Annotated in this window: 20 protein-coding genes and 1 tRNA gene; 12 read left to right on the plus strand and 9 right to left on the minus strand. The window is 65.9% G+C overall.

Going from position 1 to position 20,467, the window contains the following annotated elements:
* Positions 1-16: 16 nt before the first annotated feature.
* Together ACOCMM_RS01560 and ACOCMM_RS01565 are read left to right on the plus strand one after the other, a co-directional pair.
* Positions 17-619 (plus strand): TetR/AcrR family transcriptional regulator, encoded by a 603-nt coding sequence (locus ACOCMM_RS01560; RefSeq protein ID WP_419551452.1) that lies wholly within the window; start codon positions 17-19, stop codon positions 617-619.
* A 135-nt stretch (positions 620-754) separates the two neighbouring features.
* A complete protein-coding gene (locus tag ACOCMM_RS01565) occupies positions 755-2,269 on the plus strand; it encodes a trimethylamine methyltransferase family protein (RefSeq protein WP_419551453.1) in 1,515 nt (504 codons plus the stop codon).
* A 7-nt stretch (positions 2,270-2,276) separates the two neighbouring features.
* On the opposite strand, the gene ACOCMM_RS01570 is transcribed toward ACOCMM_RS01565, so the two are convergent.
* Positions 2,277-3,815 (minus strand): AMP-binding protein, encoded by a 1,539-nt coding sequence (locus ACOCMM_RS01570; protein WP_419551454.1) that lies wholly within the window; start codon positions 3,813-3,815, stop codon positions 2,277-2,279.
* A 151-nt stretch (positions 3,816-3,966) separates the two neighbouring features.
* On the opposite strand from ACOCMM_RS01570, the gene ACOCMM_RS01575 reads away from it, so the two are divergent.
* Positions 3,967-4,884, plus strand: coding sequence for a 5'-3' exonuclease (locus ACOCMM_RS01575; protein ID WP_419551455.1), 918 nt, complete (start codon positions 3,967-3,969; stop codon positions 4,882-4,884).
* Between the two features lie 153 nt (positions 4,885-5,037).
* On the opposite strand, the gene ACOCMM_RS01580 is transcribed toward ACOCMM_RS01575, so the two are convergent.
* Positions 5,038-5,397, minus strand: a complete 360-nt coding sequence (locus tag ACOCMM_RS01580) for a VOC family protein (protein WP_419551456.1) — start codon at positions 5,395-5,397, stop codon at positions 5,038-5,040.
* Positions 5,398-5,535: 138 nt separating this feature from the next.
* On the opposite strand from ACOCMM_RS01580, the gene ACOCMM_RS01585 reads away from it, so the two are divergent.
* From ACOCMM_RS01585 to ACOCMM_RS01600, 4 genes are all read left to right on the plus strand, one after another.
* On the plus strand, positions 5,536-5,811 hold the full coding sequence (locus ACOCMM_RS01585; protein ID WP_419551457.1) for a DUF2191 domain-containing protein: 276 nt from the start codon (positions 5,536-5,538) through the stop codon (positions 5,809-5,811).
* Positions 5,808-6,137: a type II toxin-antitoxin system PemK/MazF family toxin gene (locus tag ACOCMM_RS01590; RefSeq protein ID WP_419551458.1), complete on the plus strand. Its 330-nt coding sequence runs from the start codon at positions 5,808-5,810 to the stop codon at positions 6,135-6,137. Before ACOCMM_RS01585 ends, ACOCMM_RS01590 begins: the two co-directional genes overlap by 4 nt.
* A 63-nt stretch (positions 6,138-6,200) precedes the next feature.
* Positions 6,201-7,742, plus strand: a complete 1,542-nt coding sequence (locus tag ACOCMM_RS01595; protein ID WP_419554797.1) for an acyl-CoA carboxylase subunit beta — start codon at positions 6,201-6,203, stop codon at positions 7,740-7,742.
* A 58-nt stretch (positions 7,743-7,800) separates the two neighbouring features.
* Complete coding sequence (locus tag ACOCMM_RS01600; RefSeq protein ID WP_419551459.1) at positions 7,801-8,007, plus strand: hypothetical protein; 207 nt, start codon at positions 7,801-7,803, stop codon at positions 8,005-8,007.
* Here the strand turns inward: ACOCMM_RS01600 and ACOCMM_RS01605 are convergent.
* Positions 8,004-9,761: an RNA-binding domain-containing protein gene (locus tag ACOCMM_RS01605; RefSeq protein WP_419551460.1), complete on the minus strand. Its 1,758-nt coding sequence runs from the start codon at positions 9,759-9,761 to the stop codon at positions 8,004-8,006. The two genes, ACOCMM_RS01600 and ACOCMM_RS01605, sit on opposite strands and share 4 nt — an antisense overlap.
* A 176-nt stretch (positions 9,762-9,937) precedes the next feature.
* On the opposite strand from ACOCMM_RS01605, the gene ACOCMM_RS01610 reads away from it, so the two are divergent.
* From ACOCMM_RS01610 to ACOCMM_RS01620, 3 genes are all read left to right on the plus strand, one after another.
* Positions 9,938-11,089: a CaiB/BaiF CoA transferase family protein gene (locus tag ACOCMM_RS01610; protein WP_419551461.1), complete on the plus strand. Its 1,152-nt coding sequence runs from the start codon at positions 9,938-9,940 to the stop codon at positions 11,087-11,089.
* Between the two features lie 67 nt (positions 11,090-11,156).
* Positions 11,157-11,480 (plus strand): hypothetical protein, encoded by a 324-nt coding sequence (locus tag ACOCMM_RS01615; RefSeq protein WP_419551462.1) that lies wholly within the window; start codon positions 11,157-11,159, stop codon positions 11,478-11,480.
* Between the two features lie 150 nt (positions 11,481-11,630).
* On the plus strand, positions 11,631-12,338 hold the full coding sequence (locus ACOCMM_RS01620; protein ID WP_419551463.1) for a cadherin domain-containing protein: 708 nt from the start codon (positions 11,631-11,633) through the stop codon (positions 12,336-12,338).
* Positions 12,339-12,372: 34 nt separating this feature from the next.
* Here ACOCMM_RS01620 and ACOCMM_RS01625 read toward each other — a convergent pair whose 3' ends face one another.
* The 4 genes from ACOCMM_RS01625 to ACOCMM_RS01640 all read right to left on the minus strand — a co-directional run bounded on the left by ACOCMM_RS01625 (position 12,373) and on the right by ACOCMM_RS01640 (position 16,663).
* Positions 12,373-12,819: a DCC1-like thiol-disulfide oxidoreductase family protein gene (locus tag ACOCMM_RS01625; RefSeq protein WP_419551464.1), complete on the minus strand. Its 447-nt coding sequence runs from the start codon at positions 12,817-12,819 to the stop codon at positions 12,373-12,375.
* A gap of 149 nt (positions 12,820-12,968) precedes the next feature.
* On the minus strand, positions 12,969-14,948 hold the full coding sequence (locus ACOCMM_RS01630) for a methylmalonyl-CoA mutase family protein (protein ID WP_419551465.1): 1,980 nt from the start codon (positions 14,946-14,948) through the stop codon (positions 12,969-12,971).
* 5 nt (positions 14,949-14,953) lie between these two features.
* Entirely contained in the window at positions 14,954-15,661 is a 708-nt protein-coding gene (aat, locus tag ACOCMM_RS01635; RefSeq protein ID WP_419551466.1) for a leucyl/phenylalanyl-tRNA--protein transferase, read from the minus strand.
* 69 nt (positions 15,662-15,730) lie between these two features.
* Entirely contained in the window at positions 15,731-16,663 is a 933-nt protein-coding gene (locus tag ACOCMM_RS01640; RefSeq protein WP_419551467.1) for a peptidylprolyl isomerase, read from the minus strand.
* A 183-nt stretch (positions 16,664-16,846) separates the two neighbouring features.
* On the opposite strand from ACOCMM_RS01640, the gene ACOCMM_RS01645 reads away from it, so the two are divergent.
* Together ACOCMM_RS01645 and ACOCMM_RS01650 are read left to right on the plus strand one after the other, a co-directional pair.
* Positions 16,847-18,073 carry an aspartate kinase gene (locus ACOCMM_RS01645; protein WP_419551468.1) on the plus strand — a complete coding sequence of 409 codons (1,227 nt, stop codon included), beginning with the start codon at positions 16,847-16,849 and terminating at the stop codon, positions 18,071-18,073.
* Positions 18,074-18,127: 54 nt separating this feature from the next.
* Positions 18,128-19,162 (plus strand): aspartate-semialdehyde dehydrogenase, encoded by a 1,035-nt coding sequence (locus ACOCMM_RS01650; RefSeq protein ID WP_419551469.1) that lies wholly within the window; start codon positions 18,128-18,130, stop codon positions 19,160-19,162.
* Between the two features lie 101 nt (positions 19,163-19,263).
* On the opposite strand, the gene ACOCMM_RS01655 is transcribed toward ACOCMM_RS01650, so the two are convergent.
* Together ACOCMM_RS01655 and ACOCMM_RS01660 are read right to left on the minus strand one after the other, a co-directional pair.
* Positions 19,264-20,277, minus strand: coding sequence for an NAD(P)-dependent oxidoreductase (locus ACOCMM_RS01655; protein WP_419551470.1), 1,014 nt, complete (start codon positions 20,275-20,277; stop codon positions 19,264-19,266).
* Between the two features lie 53 nt (positions 20,278-20,330).
* Positions 20,331-20,404: transfer RNA gene (locus ACOCMM_RS01660), tRNA-Pro, on the minus strand.
* Positions 20,405-20,467 lie beyond the last annotated feature (63 nt).

Raw genomic sequence — 20,467 nt, forward strand, 5'->3', positions numbered from 1 at the left:
TGGCTAGGGTGGCTCGATGGCTGAGCGGGTGCGCTTGAGCGCTGACGACTGGGTGGCGGCAGCATTGAAGACGCTGATCACCGACGGCATCGGCGCCGTGAAGGTCCTGCCGCTCGCCAAGAAACTCGGTGTCACCCGGGGCAGCTTCTACTGGCACTTCGAGAATCACGAGGCCCTGCTCGACCGCTTGCTGGAAGTGTGGGAAGAGACCAACTCCGGGACGATCATCGCGGCCGCGACCCGCGAGGGCGGCATCATCGAGCGCTACATCGCCTTGATGCGCTGCTGGCTTTCCATGGAACGATTCGACCCGCATCTCGAGGTGGCGGTGCGCCACTGGGGTCGCAGCAATACCGACTTGTGGGAGCGCCTGCGCGAGGCCGACCAGCGGCGGGTCGAAGCGCTCATGGCGATGCTTGCTCCCGAGGTTCCCGACTCGACGATGGCCCTGCACCGGGCCCGCACCATGTACTACCTGCAGATGGGCTGGTACGAGCTCGAGGTGGACGTGCCGATGGACGCTCGGATCGAATCCTGCACGTACTACTTCGAGATCTACGTGGGTCGCGCGCCAACCACGCAGGAGCGGACAGCGATTCTCACAGGACTGCATTCCTGAGATGCGCAGACTTCCTTGACGCGTTCCATACAGGACCGTACGGTTCGAGACGGTGAGCTGTGCAATTCGGCTCACGACAGTGAGCGCCTCCACTGAGCGCTTCCACTGAGCGCTTCCACACAGTGGCGAGGCGACATGACGCGTCGAGGCCGTAGGCGACAGGACTCGGTCGCGGCTGCTGCGGCACCCCGGCAGCAGGCACGCAACATTTTCAAGCCGCTGGAACTCATCAGCGCCGACGAAGTCGAGCGCATCCACAATGCATCGCTGCGGGTGCTGTCCGAGATCGGCATGAACTTCCTGCTGCCTGAAGCGGTGGAGATCCTTCGCACGGCGGGCGCGACGTCCGATGATGGCGTGCGGGTCCGCTTCCCGCCCGAAATGGTCACCGAATCGGTGGCATTGGCGCCGTCGACCTTCACGCTGCATGCGCGCGACCCCGCCAACAGCGTCATCTTCGGCGACGACTGGGTCGTGTTCGGCATGGTCGGGAGCCCGCCGAACGTGTCGGACTTGGATCGTGGCCGGGTCACGGGCAACTACGTCGACTACTGCAACATGCTGCGCTTGCAGCAGCAGCTGGATGCGGCCGACACCTGCACCGGCCACTCCGTCGAGCCGATCGATCTCGAAGTGCGCACCCGCCATCTGGACGCGGTCTCGGCCATGTACACGCTGTCGACCAAGCCGGGCTTCTGCTACTCGCTGGGCCGGTCCCGTGTCAGCGACGCCATCGAGATCGCTCGCATCGCCCGCGGCATCGACCATGACACGCTGCTGCGAGAGCCGTCCATCCATACGGTCGTAAATGCAAACTCGCCGCTCGTGTACGACAGGCCGATGCTCGAAGGAGCCATCGAGCTGGCCCGGCACGGCCAGCCGGTCGTGTACACGCCGTTCACGCTGGCGGGTGCAATGGCGCCGATCACGATTGCCGGAGCGCTCACCTTGCAGAATGCCGAGGCGCTGGCGGGCATCACGCTGGCGCAGTGCGTGAACCCGGGCGTGCCGGTGGTGTACGGCAGCTTCACTTCGAATGTCGACATGCGGTCAGGGGCGCCGGCGTTCGGCACGCCCGAGTACGTAAAGGCCACCATCATCAGCGGCCAGTTGGCGCGCCGCTACGGCCTGCCGCTGCGTGCCTCCAACGCGAACGCTTCCAACGCTCCCGATGCGCAGGCCACCTACGAGTCGCAGATGTCGCTGTGGGCATGCGTGGTCGGCGGCATCAACTACGTGCTGCACGGCCTGGGCTGGCTCGAGGGCGGTCTGTGTGCCTCCTATGAGAAGGTGATCATCGACGCCGAGATGATCCAGATGCTGCGAGCGGTGCTGCGGCCCATCTCCATCGACGACGCTTCGCTCGCCATCGACGCCATTGCCGAGGTCGGACCTGCCAACCATTTCTTCGGCTCTGCCCACACGCTGGAGCGCTACGACACCGCTTTCTACGAGCCGATGCTGTCGGACTGGCGCAACTTCGAGACGTGGTACGAGGACGGTGCGCTCGACGCCACCCAGCGGGCGAACCGCATCTGGAAGCAGCTACTCGCCGACTACGAAGAGCCTCCGATGGACGACGCCATCCGGGCTGAGCTCACCGACTTCGTCGAGCGCCGCCGAGCTGAAGGCGGCGTGGAGCCCCTCTAGCGGAAAATCAGTTGATCAGCTTCTCCATGCCTTCCCAGTAGGGGGCACGGAGCTTGAACTTTTGCAGCTTGCCGGTGGCCGTGCGGGCCAGCTCTTCGCGGAACTCGACGCTGGTGGGGCACTTGAAGTGCGACATCCGGTCGCGGCAGAAATCGATGAGCTCGCGCTCGGTCGCTGTGTCAACTGCAGCGTCGATCACCACGAGCGCTTTGATGGTCTCGCCCCACTTCTCGTCGGGCACGCCGATCACGGCCACTTCGGTCACCGCCGGATGGTTGAACAGCACGTCCTCCACCTCGATGGAGGACACGTTCTCGCCGCCGGTGATGATCACGTCCTTCTTGCGGTCCGAGATGGTGACGTGGTGCTCTGAGTCCATCGTGCCGCCGTCACCGGTGTGGAACCAGCCGTCGGTGATGGCTTCGGCGGTCGCCGCGGGTTGCTCCCAGTAGCCCTCGAGCACGACGTTTGCCCGAGCCAGGATCTCGCCCTGGTTGTCGACGTCGATCTTGACCCCGATCGCCGGGGCGCCCGCCCGGCTCAGCTTGCGGGCCTTCTCGTCGGGATCGAAGTCGTCCCATTCGTGCCGGCAGCGGTTCATGGTCAGCAGCGGCGCCGTCTCGGTGAGGCCGTAGATCTGGATGAACTCCCAGCCCAGCTCGGTCTCCATCCGGGCGATGGTGCGCGTGGGGGGCGGGGCGCCCGCCACCACCATCCGTACGCGTCCGCTGCCGGGGATTGGGCCCTCCCAGTCGGCCGCTGCGTCGAGCACAGCGGCCACCACCGCCGGCGCGCCGCACATGAGCGTGACGCCGTGCTCTTCGATGCGGCGCAGGATCTCGGGGCCGCGCACCTCGCGCTGCACGACATGCTTGCCGCCCATGCCGGTCACGGCGTAGGGCATGCCCCAGCCGTTGCAGTGGAACATCGGCAGCGTGTGCAGGTACACGTCACGGTCGCTGACGCCCGAGTGCCAGCCGAACGTGGTGGCGTTCACCCACAGCGCCCGGTGCGTCTGCTGCACGCCCTTGGGGCGGGCGGTGGTGCCGGAGGTGTAGTTGATCGTTGCGGTGGCGTCCTCGTCGGGCGTCCAGGGCGCCGGCTCGACCCCAGTCGCGTACATCTGGTCGTCGGCGTCGGTGCCCATCACGACGAAGTGCTCGATGTCGATGTCCTTGCAGGTGTCCTCCATTGAGGGGTCCACCAGCAGCATCGTGGCGCCGCAGTGATCGACGATGTAGCTGATCTCGTCGTGGCTGAGGCGGAAGTTGATCGGCACGAAGATACGGCCGTAGCCCGACACGCCATAGAACGACGTCATGAGCCGTCCGGCGTTCTGGGACACCATCGCGACCCGCTCGCCGTGGGAGATGCCGAGCTGGTCCAGCTTGGCAGCCTGGGCGCGCACCAGCTCGCCGAATTGTGCGTAGGTGATCTCGCCGAGCCCGCCGCCGGGCGCTTCGGGCTCGTCAGCCAGCGCCACCCGGTCCGGGTAGACGTTCTCGGCCCGGTACAGGAAGTCGGAAACAGTAAACGGAACCTTCATGTCGTCCCCTCAGTGTTGTGCGTCGTCGTGGGCCGTGTTCGTGTGTTTGCTCTGCTGGCCGCCGGGGTCACCCCTGGGCGGTCGGCCGCGCCAACTCTAGAGCGGGCTGTGGCGGCAGTGCCCTGGCTGGTGGCCTCCTAGGGTCGCGTCCATGGAGGGAGCGCACGGACCGCCGCCCGCCGCGGGTCAGTTCGACGTTCACCTGATCGACGGCACCTACGAACTGTTCCGCCACTTCTTCGCCGTTCCCCGCCGCGATTCGGCCGACGGCGCCGAGATTGGGGCACTGCGGGGTGTGCTCGGCAACATCGTGATGTTGCTGGAGGGAGGCGCCACCCACGTTGCGGTGGCCACCGATCATGTCGTGGAGTCGTTCCGCAACGATCTGTGGCCCGGCTACAAGGACGGCTCAGGAATCGAGCCGGACTTGCTGGCGCAGTTCCATCCCACCGAAGATGCGCTGCGCCTGCTGGGGGTTGCTGTGTGGCCGATGATCGAGTTCGAAGCCGACGACGCCATGGCCGCCGGTGCTGCGATGGCCGCAGACGACGACCGCGTCCAGCAAGTGTTCATCTGCACGCCGGACAAGGACTTGGGCCAGTGCGTGGGCGGCAGGGTTGTCCAGTGGGATCGCCGTGCCGATGAGGTCTTCGACACGGCCGGCGTCGAAGCGAAGTTCGGCGTCAGCCCCGGGTCGATCCCTGATTATTTGGGCTTGGTGGGCGACAGCGCCGACGGTTTTCCGGGCCTGCGCGGCTGGGGCGCCAAGTCGACATCGGTGATGCTGTCGCACTACGGCCACATCGGGGAGATTCCGGACTCGCACACCGACTGGGTGCCCAAGGTCCGAGGCGCCGCCGGCCTTGCGGCAACGCTTGCTGCCGAGCGTGATCTGGCCCTGCTGTTCCGCCGCATCGCCACCGTCCGCACCGATGCACCGGTGTCAGAAAGTGTCGACGAGTTGGCATGGCGCGGCCCGCACCGCGGTTTCGAAGACCTCTGCGAGCAGATCGGCGCCGGGGCACTCTTCGACCGCGTGATGAATCTCGCGGCGTACCGCACCGACTGAATTGCGACCGTGACCTAGAGCGCTAGCGGATTGGCGGCGATGTTCGCCAGCCCCGTCTGGCTCAACTGTGTGCAGAAATGCCGCCACAGACGGCAAATTTGCGCAAAGAGCGTGACAGTCGTTTCCCGAGCAGCGAACTATCCGAGCGGGCTCTCAGGCCGGCTGATTCAGCTCGATCATGTTGCCGGCCGGGTCGAAGAAGAACGTCTGGCGAGCGGTGGTTCCAGGCAGCGGCACAGGGTCCTTGACCCTCACGCCCGCTTCGCGCAGCTCTGTCACGGTGGCGTCGATGTCGTCCACCTTGAACGCCCAGTGCTGGCCCTTGGGAGGCACCCAGTCGGGCACCTCGATGAGGTGCACCTCGCCGCCGCCGGGCGTTTGCAGCCACCGTCCGTTGAAGCCGAGGTCCGGCCGATCCAGCTGCTTCATGCCCAGGATGTCGGTGTAGAACGGCGCCGCGGCGTCCACGTCGGCACAGTTGATCGAAACGTGATGAACAGACCCCAGTTCCATGCCCGCAGCTTAGGCCCACTCCCGACATCCATGTCTGCTGACCGCGCGGCCCGTCCGGTTCGACTGTTGTCATGGCGGCGTCTACGTCGAGCCGTTCGGCGGGCTTCGCTTATGCCATAGAAATGCTATGTTCATGGCATGCGGCAGCGAGTAAGCACTACCGTCGATGATGCCCTTCTTGACCAAGCTCGCGGGCTCCAAGCCTGGGACAGTGATGCAGCGATGATGGACGCGGCCCTCAAAGCGCTGACCGACCGTCACCGGCAGGCCGAGATCGACGCGGAGTACGAGGTGTACGACCGTATTCCCCTGAATACGCCGGACGAGTGGGGCGACTTGGAATCTTTCATCACGGCGAAGTGGGGAGACCCGCCCCGTCGCGAGAAACTTGACATCGACGAGTCCACGCCGTGACTGTTGTTCGTCCTCAGTGGGGCGAGGTTTGGTGGCTCGAATCGCCGCACATCGGACGCCGGCCGGTCGTAGTGCTCTTGCGTGATTCAGCATTGGAACGCCTCGCTACGGCAGTTGTTGCGCCGTGTACGACATCGATCCGAGGTTTGTCCAGCGAAGTCGTGCTCGAGCCCGGAGATGATCCGGTACCGAAAGTGTCAGCGGTCAATCTGGATTCAATCGAAGGCACTCCCCAAGCACATCTCGTGGAACGCTTGGGCCGCCTCAGCGACGAGCGCATGCGCCAGATCTGCACGGCTCTGGAAGTCGCTGTCGCCTGCTCCTGAAGTCGCACCAGCGGCGAGGGAGCGGCTTGCTCTCGTAGGCTCTGCCAGATGTCTGAGCCGACCATGGCCGAGCGGCTGGAAGAGCTGGCCCGCCGTCGCGACGAGGCGCTGAACGCTGGCACCGAGCGCGCCATCCAGCGGCAGCACGACAAGGGCAAGATGCTGGCCCGCGAGCGCATCGAGTACCTCTTCGACCAGGGCACCTTCCACGAGCTCGACATGCTCGCCCGCCACCGGGCCCACGACGTCGGCCTCGAAGAGCGCCCCTACACCGACGGCATCATCACCGGCTGGGGCAACATCAATGGCCGCAAGGTCTTCGTTGCCAGCCAGGACTTCACCGTCTTCGGCGGCGCCCTCGGCGAGGTGTACGCCGAGAAGACCCACAAGGTCATGGACCTTGCCGAATCGGTCGGCGCTCCCATCATCGGCCTGAACGACGGGGCGGGCGCCCGCATCCAGGAAGGCGTGGTCTCCCTCGCCGGCTACGGCGGCATTTTCCGCCGCAACGTGCTGGCCTCGGGCGTCATCCCGCAGATCAGCGTGATCATGGGACCATGCGCCGGCGGCGCCGTCTATTCGCCCGCCATGACCGACTTCATCTTCATGGTGCGCGACTCCAGCCACATGTTCATCACCGGACCCGACGTGGTGAAGACCGTCACCGGTGAGGACGTCACCCTCGAGGAACTCGGCGGTGCCGGCTCCCACAGCACCAAGTCGGGCGTGGCGACGTTCGTGGCCGCCGACGAGAAGGCAGTGCTCGACGATGTGCGCTACCTGCTGTCGTTCCTGCCGTCGAACAACCTGGATGCGCCGCCCACCGTCGAGCCCACTGACGAAGCCGACCGCTTGTGCTCGGAGCTGCGCGACCTCATGCCGCAGAGCTCCAACGTGCCCTACGACATGAAGCAGATCATTGCCGGCGTCGTCGACGACGGCGAGTTCTTCGAGTACCACGCCGCTTGGGCCGGCTCGATCGTGTGCGGTTTCGCTCGGCTCAACGGCCGTTCGATCGGCGTCGTCGGCAATCAGCCGATGGTGATGGCCGGCGTGCTCGACATCGAGTCCTCGGAGAAGGCCGCCCGCTTTGTGCGCTTCTGCGATGCCTTCAATATCCCGCTGCTCACGTTCGTGGACGTGCCCGGCTTCCTGCCCGGTGTCGACCAGGAGCACGGCGGCATCATCCGGCACGGCGCCAAGCTGCTGTACGCCTACTGCGAGGCGACCGTGCCGCGGGTGCAGGTCATCACCCGCAAGGCCTATGGCGGCGCGTACGTGGTCATGGATTCCAAGTCGGTGGGCTGCGACGTCAGCTTCGCTTGGCCCACCGCCGAGCTGGCCGTGATGGGCCCGCAGGGAGCGGTGGAGATCCTCAACCGGCGCGAGCTGCAGCAGGCGGCCGACCCGGACGCCCGCAAGGCAGCGCTGGTCGAGGAATACAGCCGCAAGTACGCAAACCCCTACATCGCAGCCGAGCGCGGCATCATCGATGCGGTCATCGATCCCGCGGAGACCCGCCAGAAGGTCATTTCCGCATACGACATGATCGGTGCCAAGCGCGAGGAACTGCCGCGCCGCAAGCACGGCAACATCCCACTGTGACGGAGTCACAGATGTACACAGCGAACTCTGCGATACACGAGGCCACAGCGAGGGACGGGTGACAGGGTCCGTCATCAGCGCATCGCACGTGGCCATCACACCCACGGCGAGCGCGGAGGAAGCCGCCGCCATTGTCGCCGCGCTCGAGCTGCTGTGGCCTCGTCCCGCCCCGGCTCCAGCGCACGGCGGCCCGCCCAGCAAGTGGCGCTTCAGCGGCCGGCAGTGGCACGCCCCCTCTTCCTGGCCCGCCGTCCACTACCGCTAGCCCGGATAGTGGTAGTGAAAGCCAGGTCCTCGACCTGAGGGCCGACTCGGGATCAAACCCTCCGTTTCGGCGAGAGCGCGGAGGTGAGTGTTCGCCGTTGGCTGACTGACCAGAGCAATTGCCTCGTACTCGGCCGACGAGATGCGCTTGCGTTCCCGAACCCACGCTGTCGCTGCGGCGTGGCGCGCCGCCCGAGCACCCAAGTCTCGACGTGCGGAACGCGAGAGGCACCATGCGGGGGGCGCACTTGAGGGAACCGGAATCGGCGATAGCAACGGTGGCTTGCGGGAGGTTCGATAACCGGCGACGCGGCGTAGAGCCTGGGTTGCGTCGGCGGGTGAACGTTGCAGCAGAGGCGCGCATGACTCGGCGGTGAGGAAAGCAGTCGCTGGATTCAATGCGCGCCAAACGAGCAACGCCACATCGACGTCGTCGCCTGCGGTCTCGGGGGACGGCGCGCTGTCCGCCGTCGTCATCCGAAGGCCGGCGAAGAACTGGTAGCGGGAGGCGTCCACTGAGCGTCCATGCAGGACGACACGCACGGCGGGCCGTTCGGTCAGCTCGATGAGAGGCGGATCGCTGCCAATTCGGATGAGATCGGCGACCATCCGATCGACTCCAACGCCCTCCTGCTCCGCGAGGCCGAGCTGTCGCACAGCACTCATGAGCGTCCGATAGCGCGGCTGCGAAGGGTGGGTGATGATGTTTTCAGCGACCACGTCGCCGATGAAACCGCCAGGTGAGGTGACGCGAAGCTCGTTGCCGATGTGCTCGATCACCGTTGGATCCGATTGGTTCCAGTCACGGTGACAAACACCGTTGAGGATCGCCTCTCGCAATGATCGCTCTGGTATGGCGTGCACGCGGACGATGCCGAGACCCATAGTGAGCTCGCGAGACGGGTTGTGATGTGTGTATGCGTCCTCGACCAGATCGAGTTCCTCGAGCAACGAGAGGCCGGGCTGGTGGACCCGAACATCGGACGGTCCACCGGGTACCGGTCGATGCGTGTAGTCGAGGGCGGGCGAGCTTCGTTGGCCGAGCAGGATCTCACCTGCGAGGTTGAGCGAGCCTGAATCCCCGTAGAGAAGACCGAGCCGCGCGAGCAAGTCGCGCAAGTCGAGCGATGACTTCTTATGGTCAGAAGCCGCGAGACGTCTTCGCAGCGACGCCACTGCGCCGTCAGACACATCGCGCAAGGTCATTCTCGACTCGCGATGCGATGGGTCGGCGGCCGCGTCGGCGAACAGCCCTTGCAACAGCTCGGTTGAAGTGACAGGCACGCAGGAAGCTCCTCGCCGATGCTGGAACCTGCGTTCGAATGGCACAGGCTCGACTGCCTGTGGAACGGCAATGACGAGCAGCCTCACCCCCGAGACTTCGACTTCGTGGATGTCGACGGTGACCTTGCGGTCGGTGAGCTGGTACAGGCGGGTGCGTAGCCAATTGACGTCACTCGCGGCGCCGATGAGGTCACCGGTCGCATCGTCGACCCCGACGATGATGACCCCACCGCCTCGAGTGTTGGCGAAGCACGCTGCCTCGGCGGCGAGTTGCTTGGCCACGATGTCGCTCCGCGGCTCGCCTGGCAGGATGCTTGACCCGGAGCGTCGTCCTGCTTCCTCTTTGAGGTCGATGACCTGGGTTTCGAGGGCGTCTGGATCAGCGTCCCCTGCGGCGAGTGCGGCCAGGACACATTCGATCTCAGCATCGTGCGATGGAGGCGGGAGAAAAGAAAAGCCTCGATCAGACATCGTCTCGATCTTATCTTTTGAGGTAGAAAAATATAACTCTGAATAGGAATCGAAACACTGCTTTTGTTTTTTTCAGTAAAAAATAAATTTGGATGGTGCGGCTCTAGAGCTTCTGTTCTTGCGTGTGCAGCCCTGACAGTCGGCATGGCGCGAGCAATGCGTGGCAGCATCGCCCGATGAAATCTGGGTCGATGCCGCTCGAAGGCTTGCGGGTGGTCGATCTCTCCTCGGTGTTCGCAGGGCCGCACTGTGCCCGCTACCTCGCCGACTTCGGCGCGGACGTCGTCAAGGTGGAGCGACCCGGAGGCGACACCGTTCGCAACATGGGCTGGCGCGACCACGACGGCGGAACGCTGTGGTGGCGGCTCGTCAACCGCAACAAGCGCTGCGTGACCCTCGACCTCAAGGCAGCCGACGACCTGGCGCTGCTGCGCCGCCTGCTCGGCGTGGCCGACGTGCTGGTGGAAAATTTCCGGCCCGGCAAGCTCGAAGCACTCGGACTGATTCCCGACGAGCTGATTGAAGCCAATCCGAAACTGGTGATCGTCCGGCTGACCGGCTTCGGCCAAGACGGGCCGTATTGCGACCGTCCCGGCTTCGCCACCCTTGCGGAAGCCATGAGCGGCTTCGCCTCGATAAACGGCGAGGCCGACGGCGCCCCGTTGCTACCGCCGGTTGCGCTCACCGATGAGATCGCAGGACTCGCGGGCGCGTTCGCCGCGCTGGCGGCCGTCCGCAGCGGCGTCGGTCAGGTTGTCGATGTCAACCTGCTCGAGTCCATGTCGCAGGTGATGGGCCCGCTCATGACCGCCTGGCACACCGAGGGCTACCTGCAGCCCCGTCTGGGATCGGGTATTCCCTACAGCGTCCCCCGTGGCACCTACCAGGCGTCCGACGGTGGCTGGCTGGCCGTGAGCACCTCGAGCGACTCAGTTGCCGCCCGGGTCATGGCGATAATCGGCGTGGGAGACGACGAGCGCTTCACGACCTTTGAAGGGCGCATGGCCCACCGCGCCGAGTTGGACACGGCAATGGCCGAGTGGGTGTGCCAGCGGACGCTCGCCGAAGCAGTGGAAGCCTTCGACGAAGCGCAGGCCGCAGCAGCACCGGTGCTCGACATGAGCCAACTCTCCGACGACCCGCACGCCACCGCACGCGGCGTGTTCGTGGAGGTCGACGGGCTGGTGCAACAGAACGTGGTTGCCCGGCTCAGCGCGACCCCCGGCCGAGTCCGCTGGACCGGCCGCCCCGAAGGCGCCGACAACGACTGCCTTGCCGGCGTCGATGACGCTGGCCGCAACGGCGCTGATCCCTGGCCCGACCCCTAGACGCGATCCTGAATCTCGCAGCGTCGGGCATCCGCGTCACGAACGACCCTGCGGACCCATAAGTCCCGTGGGTGCTGCAGTGGAGTGGCGGCTGTCGGGCGCAGACGCTGCCGAGTTCACAATCCACGGCGCCGCGCTGAGCTTCCTCTCCCCACCGGACCACGAGATGCCCGCTGATCGGGACCGCAACAGCGCGTACGACCTCGTCATCGAAGCCTTCGACGGCAACCTGACGGGCTCGTTCGCCGTCGCGGTGCTGGTGACCGACGTGGACGAGACGCCGGTGGTGAGCGGCGACAGTGAGCTGGTCGTCGATGAGCACACGTTGGGCACGATTGCGCGCTACGCCGTCGTCGAGACGGCATCGGTGACGTGGAACTGGGAGATTTAGAGCCGCAGCGGATAGGCGGCGATGCCCGGCAGCCCCGACGGCCTGGACTTTGCGCAGAAATGCCGCCACAGACGGCAAAATTGCACAAAGAAGGCGCGACAGCAACTTTCCGAGACGTCACCTATCCGCGCGGCCTCTTAGCCCGTTCAGGTGTCGTGGTCGCCGATCGGCACGCTCGTGGGCGATCCGGTGCAGGCGACCGATCCCGACGGCGATGTGCTGAGTTACACGCGGCCGCGGAGACTGTTCCACGGCGCCGCCTTCACGATCGACCAGCAGACCGGTCAATTGCGCACAGCGTTGGAGCTTGACTACGAGTACTTCGCCCGGCTCATCGTCGCCGTGAGGGTCACCGACCCGTCCGGCGCGGCTGCACTGACGTACCTGAATATCGACATCGTGGATGTGGACGAGCCTCCCATCGTGAGCGGGCCTCGGGCAGTCGATGTCGGAGCAGGGTCGACAGCGCCGATCGCCTCATTCGAGATATCCGACCCCGAGGGCGACCCCATCGTGTGGTCGTTGGCAGGCGACGACGCGCAGCGGTTCCGCATCGACGACGGCCGCCTGAGTTTCGTCGCACCGCCCAGCTTCGAACGGCCTGCAGATGCAGGCGCAGACAATGTGTACGACATCGTGGTGGCGGTCTCCGACGGCGAGTTCTCTGATGAGATCACCGTGGCGGTGACTGTCACCGAGCGGCTGACGCCACGACGTGCGAACCCCATTGGCGGCTGTTTCCTCAACAGCCGTCAGCCAGGTCCGCAACGCGCTGGAATAGCCGGGCTGGACAAGTCACAACACCGCGCAGCCGACATCAGCCGCTGCGTCGCGTCCGATCCCTGGCCGGACCCCTGAGTTCGCCCGGCAACGCTGGGAGCGAAACGAGCACTCAGCGTTCGTGCGCGATCGGCGCCACACCCTTCAGTTTCAGCAGCACCCATCGTCCGAACTTCAGCATTGGATACGTGACGCGTGAGATCAACGGCGAACTGAACGCCAACCGGTTGAACTTGTTGAAGGCACCACGGTCCTCGGACAGGAGCGCAAGCACATGAAGCGCTTCGTGACCGGCAAAGTGCCGGTTGCCGATCTTGACCACCATGCCGTCGTTGAGATCGTGCGGCAGCCTTCGGACCTCGTCGACGATCGGGCCACCTTGGCGGGCGTCAACCAGCACAAACTCTCCCACTGATTGCTTCAGCCGCAGGTATTGGGCGTAGTTGTTGCACATCGGACATTCGCCGTCGTAGATCAGCCAGACCTGACTCGTCTCCCGAGGCTGTTGTGACAATTGACGGCGCCTCACAACGCGAAACGGTATGCCGACGATCGGCACCGACTGTATGACCCCGGAGAGCGGCGCTCTGCGGATCCAACTTGCAGCAGAGCCATGCGGATCCAGCGCATCGACCGAGACATGTGCACGGAGACAATTGCGGTGCTGCGGTTGATCGAAATCAGTCCTGGTCGCGTGTGAGGATGCGGTCAGGCCGAGCTGGCGCGGGCTCGTTCGGCCAATTCGGCGATGTCAGCCATGATCGCCGACAGCTCATAGTCCTTCGGCGTATAGACGGCGGCCACGCCGGCATCGCGCAGCATCTGATGATCGGCCGGCGGAATGATCCCGCCCACCACCACTGGAGCACTCACGCCTTCGGCGTCGAGACACGCCAGCACTTCGGGCACCAGCTCGAGATGGCTGCCTGACAGGATCGACAGCCCCACCACGTCGACGTCCTCGTCACGGGCAGTCGCAGCGATGTGGGCCGGCGTCAGGCGGATCCCCTCGTACACCACCTCCATGCCGGCGTTGCGCGCTGCCACCGCCACCTGTTCCGCGCCGTTGGAATGGCCGTCAAGTCCCGGCTTGGCCACCAGCACCCGTGGCGGCCCGCCCGCCATCTGGGCGCAACGCTCCGCCACCGATGCCAGCCCCGATCTCACCGAAGCAGGGCTGCCGGCCCCGACGCCACCCAAGCCCGTCGGTGCCCGGTACTCCCCGAACACCTCGCGCAGCGCCTGCGCCCACTCGCCGGTCGTCACCCCGGCGTGGGCGGCCTCGATGGTCGGCCCCATGATGTTGACATCGCCCGACGCGGCAACCCGCAGGTCGTCGAGCGCTGCCACCACCCGGTTCGAGTCTCGGGTGCCCCGCCACCGTTCGAGATCGGCGATGAGCTCGGCTTCCACCTCGGGATCCACCCGCAGGATCGACTCGTCGCCTTCCAGCGGCGACGGGGCGGTCTCGGTGAACTCGTTCACTCCCACCACGGTCAGCTCGCCGCTCTCGATCTGCCGTACGCGCTCGGTGTGGCTCGCAACCAACCGCCGCTTCAGTTCCTCGATGGCCGCAAAGGCGCCGCCCATGCCCAGCACGTCATCCAACTCAGCCTGCGCAGACGCCACGAGCTCGGCCGTCAGGCCCTCCACCACAACCGAGCCGTCAAAGATGTCGCCGTACTCCAGCAGGTCGGTCTCGTGTGCCAGCACCTGCTGGATTCGCAGCGACCACTGCTGGTCCCATGGCCTCGGCAGCCCCAGCGCTTCATTCCACGCGGGTAGCTGCAATGAGCGGGTCCGTGCCCGCTGCGACAGCGTCACGCCGAGAGCTTCAAGCGTGATGCGTGCCACGTTGTTCTCTGGCTGGGCTTCGGTGAGGCCCAGCGAATTCACCTGCACGCCATAGCGGAACCGGCGCAGCTTCGGGTCGGCCACGCCGTAGCGCTCAGAGCAGATCCGGTCCCACATCTGGGTGAGGGCCCGCACTTTGCAGACCTCCTCCACGAACCGGATGCCCGAGTTCACAAAGAACGAGATGCTGCCGACGGTGGCGTCGAAGCGATCAGGCGGCACCTTGCCGCTGTCGCGCACGGCATCGAGCACGTCGATGGCGGTCGCCAGCGCGTAGGCGATCTCCTGAGTGGGCGTGGCGCCGGCTTCCTGCAGGTGGTAGCTGCACACGTTGATCGGGTTCCATTGCGGCACGTGCTGCGAGCAGTACGCAACGACGTCAACGGTCAACCGCCGGCTGGCCTCGGGGCCGTATATGTACGTGCCCCGGCTGAGGTACTCCTTCACGATGTCGTTCTGGGTGGTGCCTCGCAGGGCCTCGGACGGCACGCCGGCGTTCTGCGCGTTGGCGATGTACAGGCTCAGCAGCCACGGCGCCGTGGCGTTGATGGTCATCGAGGTGTTCATGGCCTCGGGCGGGATGCCGTCCATCAGCTGGACCATGTGGCCCAGGTGCAGCACCGGCACGCCGACCTTGCCCACCTCGCCGCGTGCCATCGGATGGTCAGGGTCGTAGCCGGTCTGTGTCGGCAGGTCGAAGGCCACCGACAGTCCGGTCTGGCCTTTGGCCAGCATCGACCGGTACAGCTCGTTGGACGCCCGTGCCGTGGAGTGCCCCGAGTACGTGCGCATCAGCCACGGCCTTGAGCGCCGTGGCGAATCGGAGGCAGTCATCGGCCTTAGCCGTCGAGCATGCGGAAGACCATCGGGCGCAGCCAGATCTCAGGCAGCGGCCGGGTGATGGCCTCGGCCAGAAGTTCCAGGTACGCCGCGCGCTCGACTTCCACGGATCCCAGCCCCGCCAGGTGCGGTGTCGTCCACTGCACGTCCAGCAGCGCGCCGCCGGTCACCTTGAGCGCATCCACCAGTGCCACCAGTGCCACCTTGGAGGCGTCGCTCTCGGTGTGGAACATCGACTCGCCGGCGAACAGGGCGCCGATCGCTACCCCATAGAGGCCGCCTACGAGCTCATCGTCGAGCCAGGTCTCCACGCTGTGCGCCCACCCCAGCTCGTGCAGCTCCCGGTAGGCGTTTCCCATGTCGTCGCTGATCCAACCGTGGGGACGGGAGGGATCGGCGCACGATTCCAGCACCTGCTCGAAGGCGGTGTCGATGCGGATGTCGAAGCGCCTGCAAGCCCGACGCAGCGAGCGGCTGACTCGGAGATAGCTGAGCGGCAGGATGCCGCGTGGGTCCGGCGACCACCATCCGACGGTGTCACCCAGCGGCATCGGGAACAGGCCCGTCCGGTATGCGCCCAGCAGCGTGCCGGCTCCGAGGTCGGCACCCGCTCCCACAAGGCCGTTCTCATCGGCTGTCGACGCTGGCGGGAATGACCATCCCGACGCAGCCGGCTCCGTCGGGCCGTCTTCTGACTGGCGCTGCATCAGCGCGAGCCTAGGCGTGATCTGGTCGAAGTGCCGCTTGACGCGCTGGCGCGCCGACTGCGCTCTGGGCTAGCTGCGCGCATCGATGTACGCGTTGATCTGAGCGTCGGTCGCTTCGGACATCGTCACGCTGTGCACCACGACTTCGTCGATCGGGGCGTCGGCTGGGTCGGTCTCGACGCCCTCGATTGCCAAGACGACGTCCATGCCGTCGACGACGTGGCCGAGCGGCGAGTACAGGGGCGGTAGCGAAGCGCCGTCGGGACCGGTGATGACGAAGAACTGGGAGCCGTTGGTGGCCGGATTCCCGCGGTTGGCCATCGCAACCGAGCCGATCCGGTACCAGTCCTCTTCGGGGAAGTCGCCGGTGAATTGGTAGCCGGGACCGCCGGTTCCGTACTGCAGTTGGACGTCGCCGCCTTGAATCACGAAGCCAGCGATGATCCGGTGGAACAGCGTCCCGTCGAAGGCTCCCCAGCGGCCCAGCACCACGAAGTTGTTGACGCTGTCGAGGTCGAGCACCGGGTCGAGCACCATCGTCAAGTCGCCCATGCTGGTTTCGAAGGTCGCGGCGTACATCGCCTCGACGTCGATGCAGAGCGGGTGCGGCCCGTCGAATTGGTTGCGGGGGCCGTCGCTGCCGTCGACAGCAGGGCAGCCCGTCGGCTCTGGCGCAGCGGCCGCGGTGTCGTCGGGGCTGTCGTCGACCTCAGTCTCAGCTTCAGCCTCGGTGGCCGGCGGCGCTTCATCGCTCGGCTCGTCAGTCTCGAACGTGGTGACGTCGGGCGCCTCGGTGTCAGTGACCACTGCGCTGTCACCGCTGTCGTCGGGGTCATCGCCGGTGAAGTTGCTCCACAGCCACAGCGCCACCAGCACGGCTGCCACGATGAGCACGATTCGCATCACTTTGCGGGCCACGGTGGAACGCTTCTTGACGCGTTCGGCTTGGGCCACCGCACGCATGCGGTTCTCGCGCTGGCGCTGTCTCTTCTCGCTGCTCATGAGCGGCGCTCTCCGTGCCCTCGGCCCGCACAGGGCGGGCGCAATCGTCTCGGCCCGCACAGGGCGGGCGCAATCTCGGGGCTCAAGGTGGCCCCTGACCAGTACCGGCGGTCACACTACCGATGCCCACTCAGTGGCCCGCAGAGGCGGTCGCGGAAAGACCCCCCGGTACCCTCGCTCGGCGTGCCGTTGGTCGTGCAGAAGTTCGGTGGAACGTCGGTCGCCAGAGCCGCGCGCATGCGTGAGATTGCCGACCACGTGAAGCACTGCCGCAGCCGCGGCGACGAGATCGTGCTGGTCATCAGCGCCATGGGTTCGGAGACCGACGAGCTCATCGCCCTGGCGACGCAGATCTCCGATGAGCCAGCCGGCCGTGAGATGGACATGCTCATCACGGCGGGCGAGCGCAAGGCGATCGCGCTCATGTGCATGGCACTGCATGACGTGGGCGTCCCGGCGGACTCGTTCACCGGCAGCCAAGCGGGGTTTCTCACCGACACGAACCACCGCAACGCCAAGATCTTGTCGGTCACCCCGAAGCGAGTGACCGAGTCGCTCGAGGCCGGGCGTGTCGCGGTCGTGGCGGGTGCCCAGGGGGTGTCCACCGACAACGACGTGACGTTCCTGGGCCGCGGCGGTTCCGACACCACCGCGGTGGCGCTGGCGCACGGTCTCGGCGCCGACGCCTGCGAGCTCTACACCGATGTGTCGGGGGTGTTCACCACAGATCCACGGGTGTGCCCCAGTGCCCGGAAACTGGCACGTCTCGGCTTCGATGAATTGCTCGAGATGACCGCCATGGGCTGCCCCAAGCCGGCCGCCCGCTCGGTCGAGGTTGCCCGCACTTACGGCGTTCCCCTGCACGTGCGCTCGGCATTCACATGGGAACCGGGAACGTGGGTCGTCGACACGGAGTCAGACATGGACGCGAGAGAAATGGAAAAGCCGATTGTGACCGGCATCGTGCCGGATACGTCGCAGGCCAAGGTCACACTGGTCGGCGTCCGCGACGAACCGGGGATCGCCGCCAAGGTGTTCCGCACGCTGGCCGACGCTGTGGTCAACGTCGACATGATCGTGCAGAACGTGGGCGACCACGACCGCACGGACATCTCGTTCACCGTTCCAGCAGAGAGCGCCGACGAGGTGCGATCCATCTGCGAGGGCATGGTGGACACGGTGGGCTTCGCATCGACGAACACTGATGCAGATATCGCCCGTGTCTCGCTCGTCGGCGCCGGCATGGCCGGCCATCCGGGAGTGGCCGCCACCATGTTCGAGACGCTGGCAGCGCAGAACATCAACATCGAGATGATCTCCACTTCGCCGATCCGCATCTCCTGCGTAGTAGCCGAAGCAGACGTAGACCGAGCCACAGTGGCCCTGCACACAGCCTTCGGCCTCGACTGACCAGCCGAGAAAATCGCAGAAGCCCGCTGAACCGACCTCGGTAGCCTCAGATCCATGCGCGTAGGAATCGTGGGAGCCACCGGCCAGGTAGGCGGCGTCATGCGGGACATCCTCGCCGAACGGGACTTCCCGATCGACGAGCTGAGGCTGTTCGCATCAGCCCGCTCAGCCGGCCGCAAGCTGTCGTGGAACGGATCCGAGATCGCTGTTGAGGACGCTGCAGCAGCCGATTTCACCGGTCTCGACATCGCCCTGCTCTCGGCAGGCAAGACCACATCGCTCGCAATCTCCGAGCACGTCGCCTCACAGGGCCCAACGGTTATCGACAACTCTTCGGCCTGGCGCATGGACCCCGATGTCCCGCTGGTGGTGCCGGAGGTGAACGCCCCCGAGGTGTTCAACGCGCCAAAGGGGATCATCGCCAATCCGAACTGCACGACGATGGCGGCAATGCCCGTGCTGGCGCCGCTGCACGCTGAGGCCGGCTTGGTGTCAATGGTGGCGGCCACCTACCAGGCGGTGTCGGGCGCGGGCCTCGCCGGCGTCGACGAGCTCGACCGTGCCTTGGCTGCAACCACCGAGGGTGCCGCTGCGCTCACCTTCGACGGCGATGCCGCCACCCACCCGGCCCCGGACAAGTTCCCCGGCCCGATAGCTCACAACGTGCTGGCACAGGCAGGCAACTTCGTTGACGACGGCAGCGGCGAAACCGATGAAGAGCAGAAGCTCCGCTACGAGAGCCGGAAGATCCTGGGCATCGGTGATCTGGCGGTATCGGGCACCTGTGTGCGGGTGCCGGTATTCACCGGGCATTCGCTTGCGCTGAACCTTCGCTTCGAGCGGTCGATCTCGCCCGAGCGAGCCACCGAGCTGCTGGCCGATGCGGCGGGTGTCGAGCTGGCCGATCTGCCCACACCGCTCACCGCAGCGGGCCGTGACCCGTCCTACGTGGGTCGCATCCGCCGCGATCCCACCGTCGAACACGGCTTGGCACTGTTTGTGGTCGGTGACAATCTCCGCAAGGGAGCGGCGCTCAACGCGATTCAGATCGCCGAGGTCCTCGCCGCTGCCCAGGGCGCGAGCGGATAGGCACAAACGCCATAGCTGCGGAGGCGGCAGGGAACTCTGCGAGGTTGGAACCTGCTGGATTCCCGGAGCAGAGGGCCCTGCCGCCTCCGCTGCGGGCACGCCTATTCGCCGCGGCGCACCACCACTTCGGCGCCGGGCACCTCAGGCTCGTCGTCGACGATCTCGGCTGGAAAGCCGGGTGCCGTGATGGTCCGCCCCGTGGCTTCCTCGAGCCGTCGGATGATGTTCGGCGACCACTCCCGGTCACCGTAGCGAGCGGCACCGTCGGCGAACATGTCCACCAACACCGGCGATAGCTCCAGCGGCAGGCCCTGTTCAGCGGCAATGTCGGCGAACAGGCCGATGTCCTTGCACACCAGGTCCATGGTGAAGTTGATGTCCCGCGAGCCATTCAGGATGACCTGACTCTCGGTTTCGTGAACGAACGAATTGCCCGAGCTGATGCGGATGGCCTCATACGCGGTAGCCAGGTCCATTCCCGCCGCTTGGGAGGTGACCAAGGCCTCGCACAGCGAGACCAGGTTGGCCGTGGCCAGGTAGTTCGTGACCACTTTGAGAATCGATGCGGAGCCCAACGCTCCCGTGTGCAGGATGCGGCGCCCCATCGTTGTGAGCAGCGGCAGCATCGCCTCAAAGGTGTGCCGCTCGCCGCCGGCGAAGATCGAGATGTTGCCGGTGGCGGCCCGGTGGCAGCCGCCCGATACCGGGCAGTCGATGGCGGCCCCACCAGCGGCTTCCACAAGCGCTCCCAGTCGGCGGACCTCGTGGTGATCGGTGGTGCTCATCTCGGCCCAGATCTTCGAACCCGATCCGGCCGATCCGGCTGCCGCTGACGCGGCCGAGGCGAACCCAGCTAGCACGCCATCGCGAGCTTCGAGCACGGCTGCTGACGCAGCGGGCGTCGGCAGGCAGGTGATCACCACGTCGCAGCGTTCGGCCAGCTCAGCTCCCGATGAGGCCTCGCTCGCACCGGCATCGAGAAATGGCGCCATCGCAGCCGGATCCAGGTCGCGCACGACCAGCTCGAACCCGTTGCGCTGCAGGGAGCCGGCCAGCTTGGCGCCCACGTTGCCCAGCCCGAGGAAGCCCACCCGCCGCGCTGCGTCCGATTGCATCACGCCTTTCTATTGTCGCGAGCGTGGCGTAGCTTCACGCTCGCATAAACCTGTCGGGCAGGCGGGATTTGAACCCACGACCTCTTCGTCCCGAACGAAGCGCGCTACCAACCTGCGCCACTGCCCGTTTGCGATCACCGCTGGCTGATCGCTCCGGCCGAAGTTACCGGTCTCGCAAGCGCAAGCGCTA

The organism is Candidatus Poriferisodalis sp., assembly GCF_965198245.1.
Classification (GTDB): Bacteria; Actinomycetota; Acidimicrobiia; order Acidimicrobiales; family Poriferisodalaceae; genus Poriferisodalis.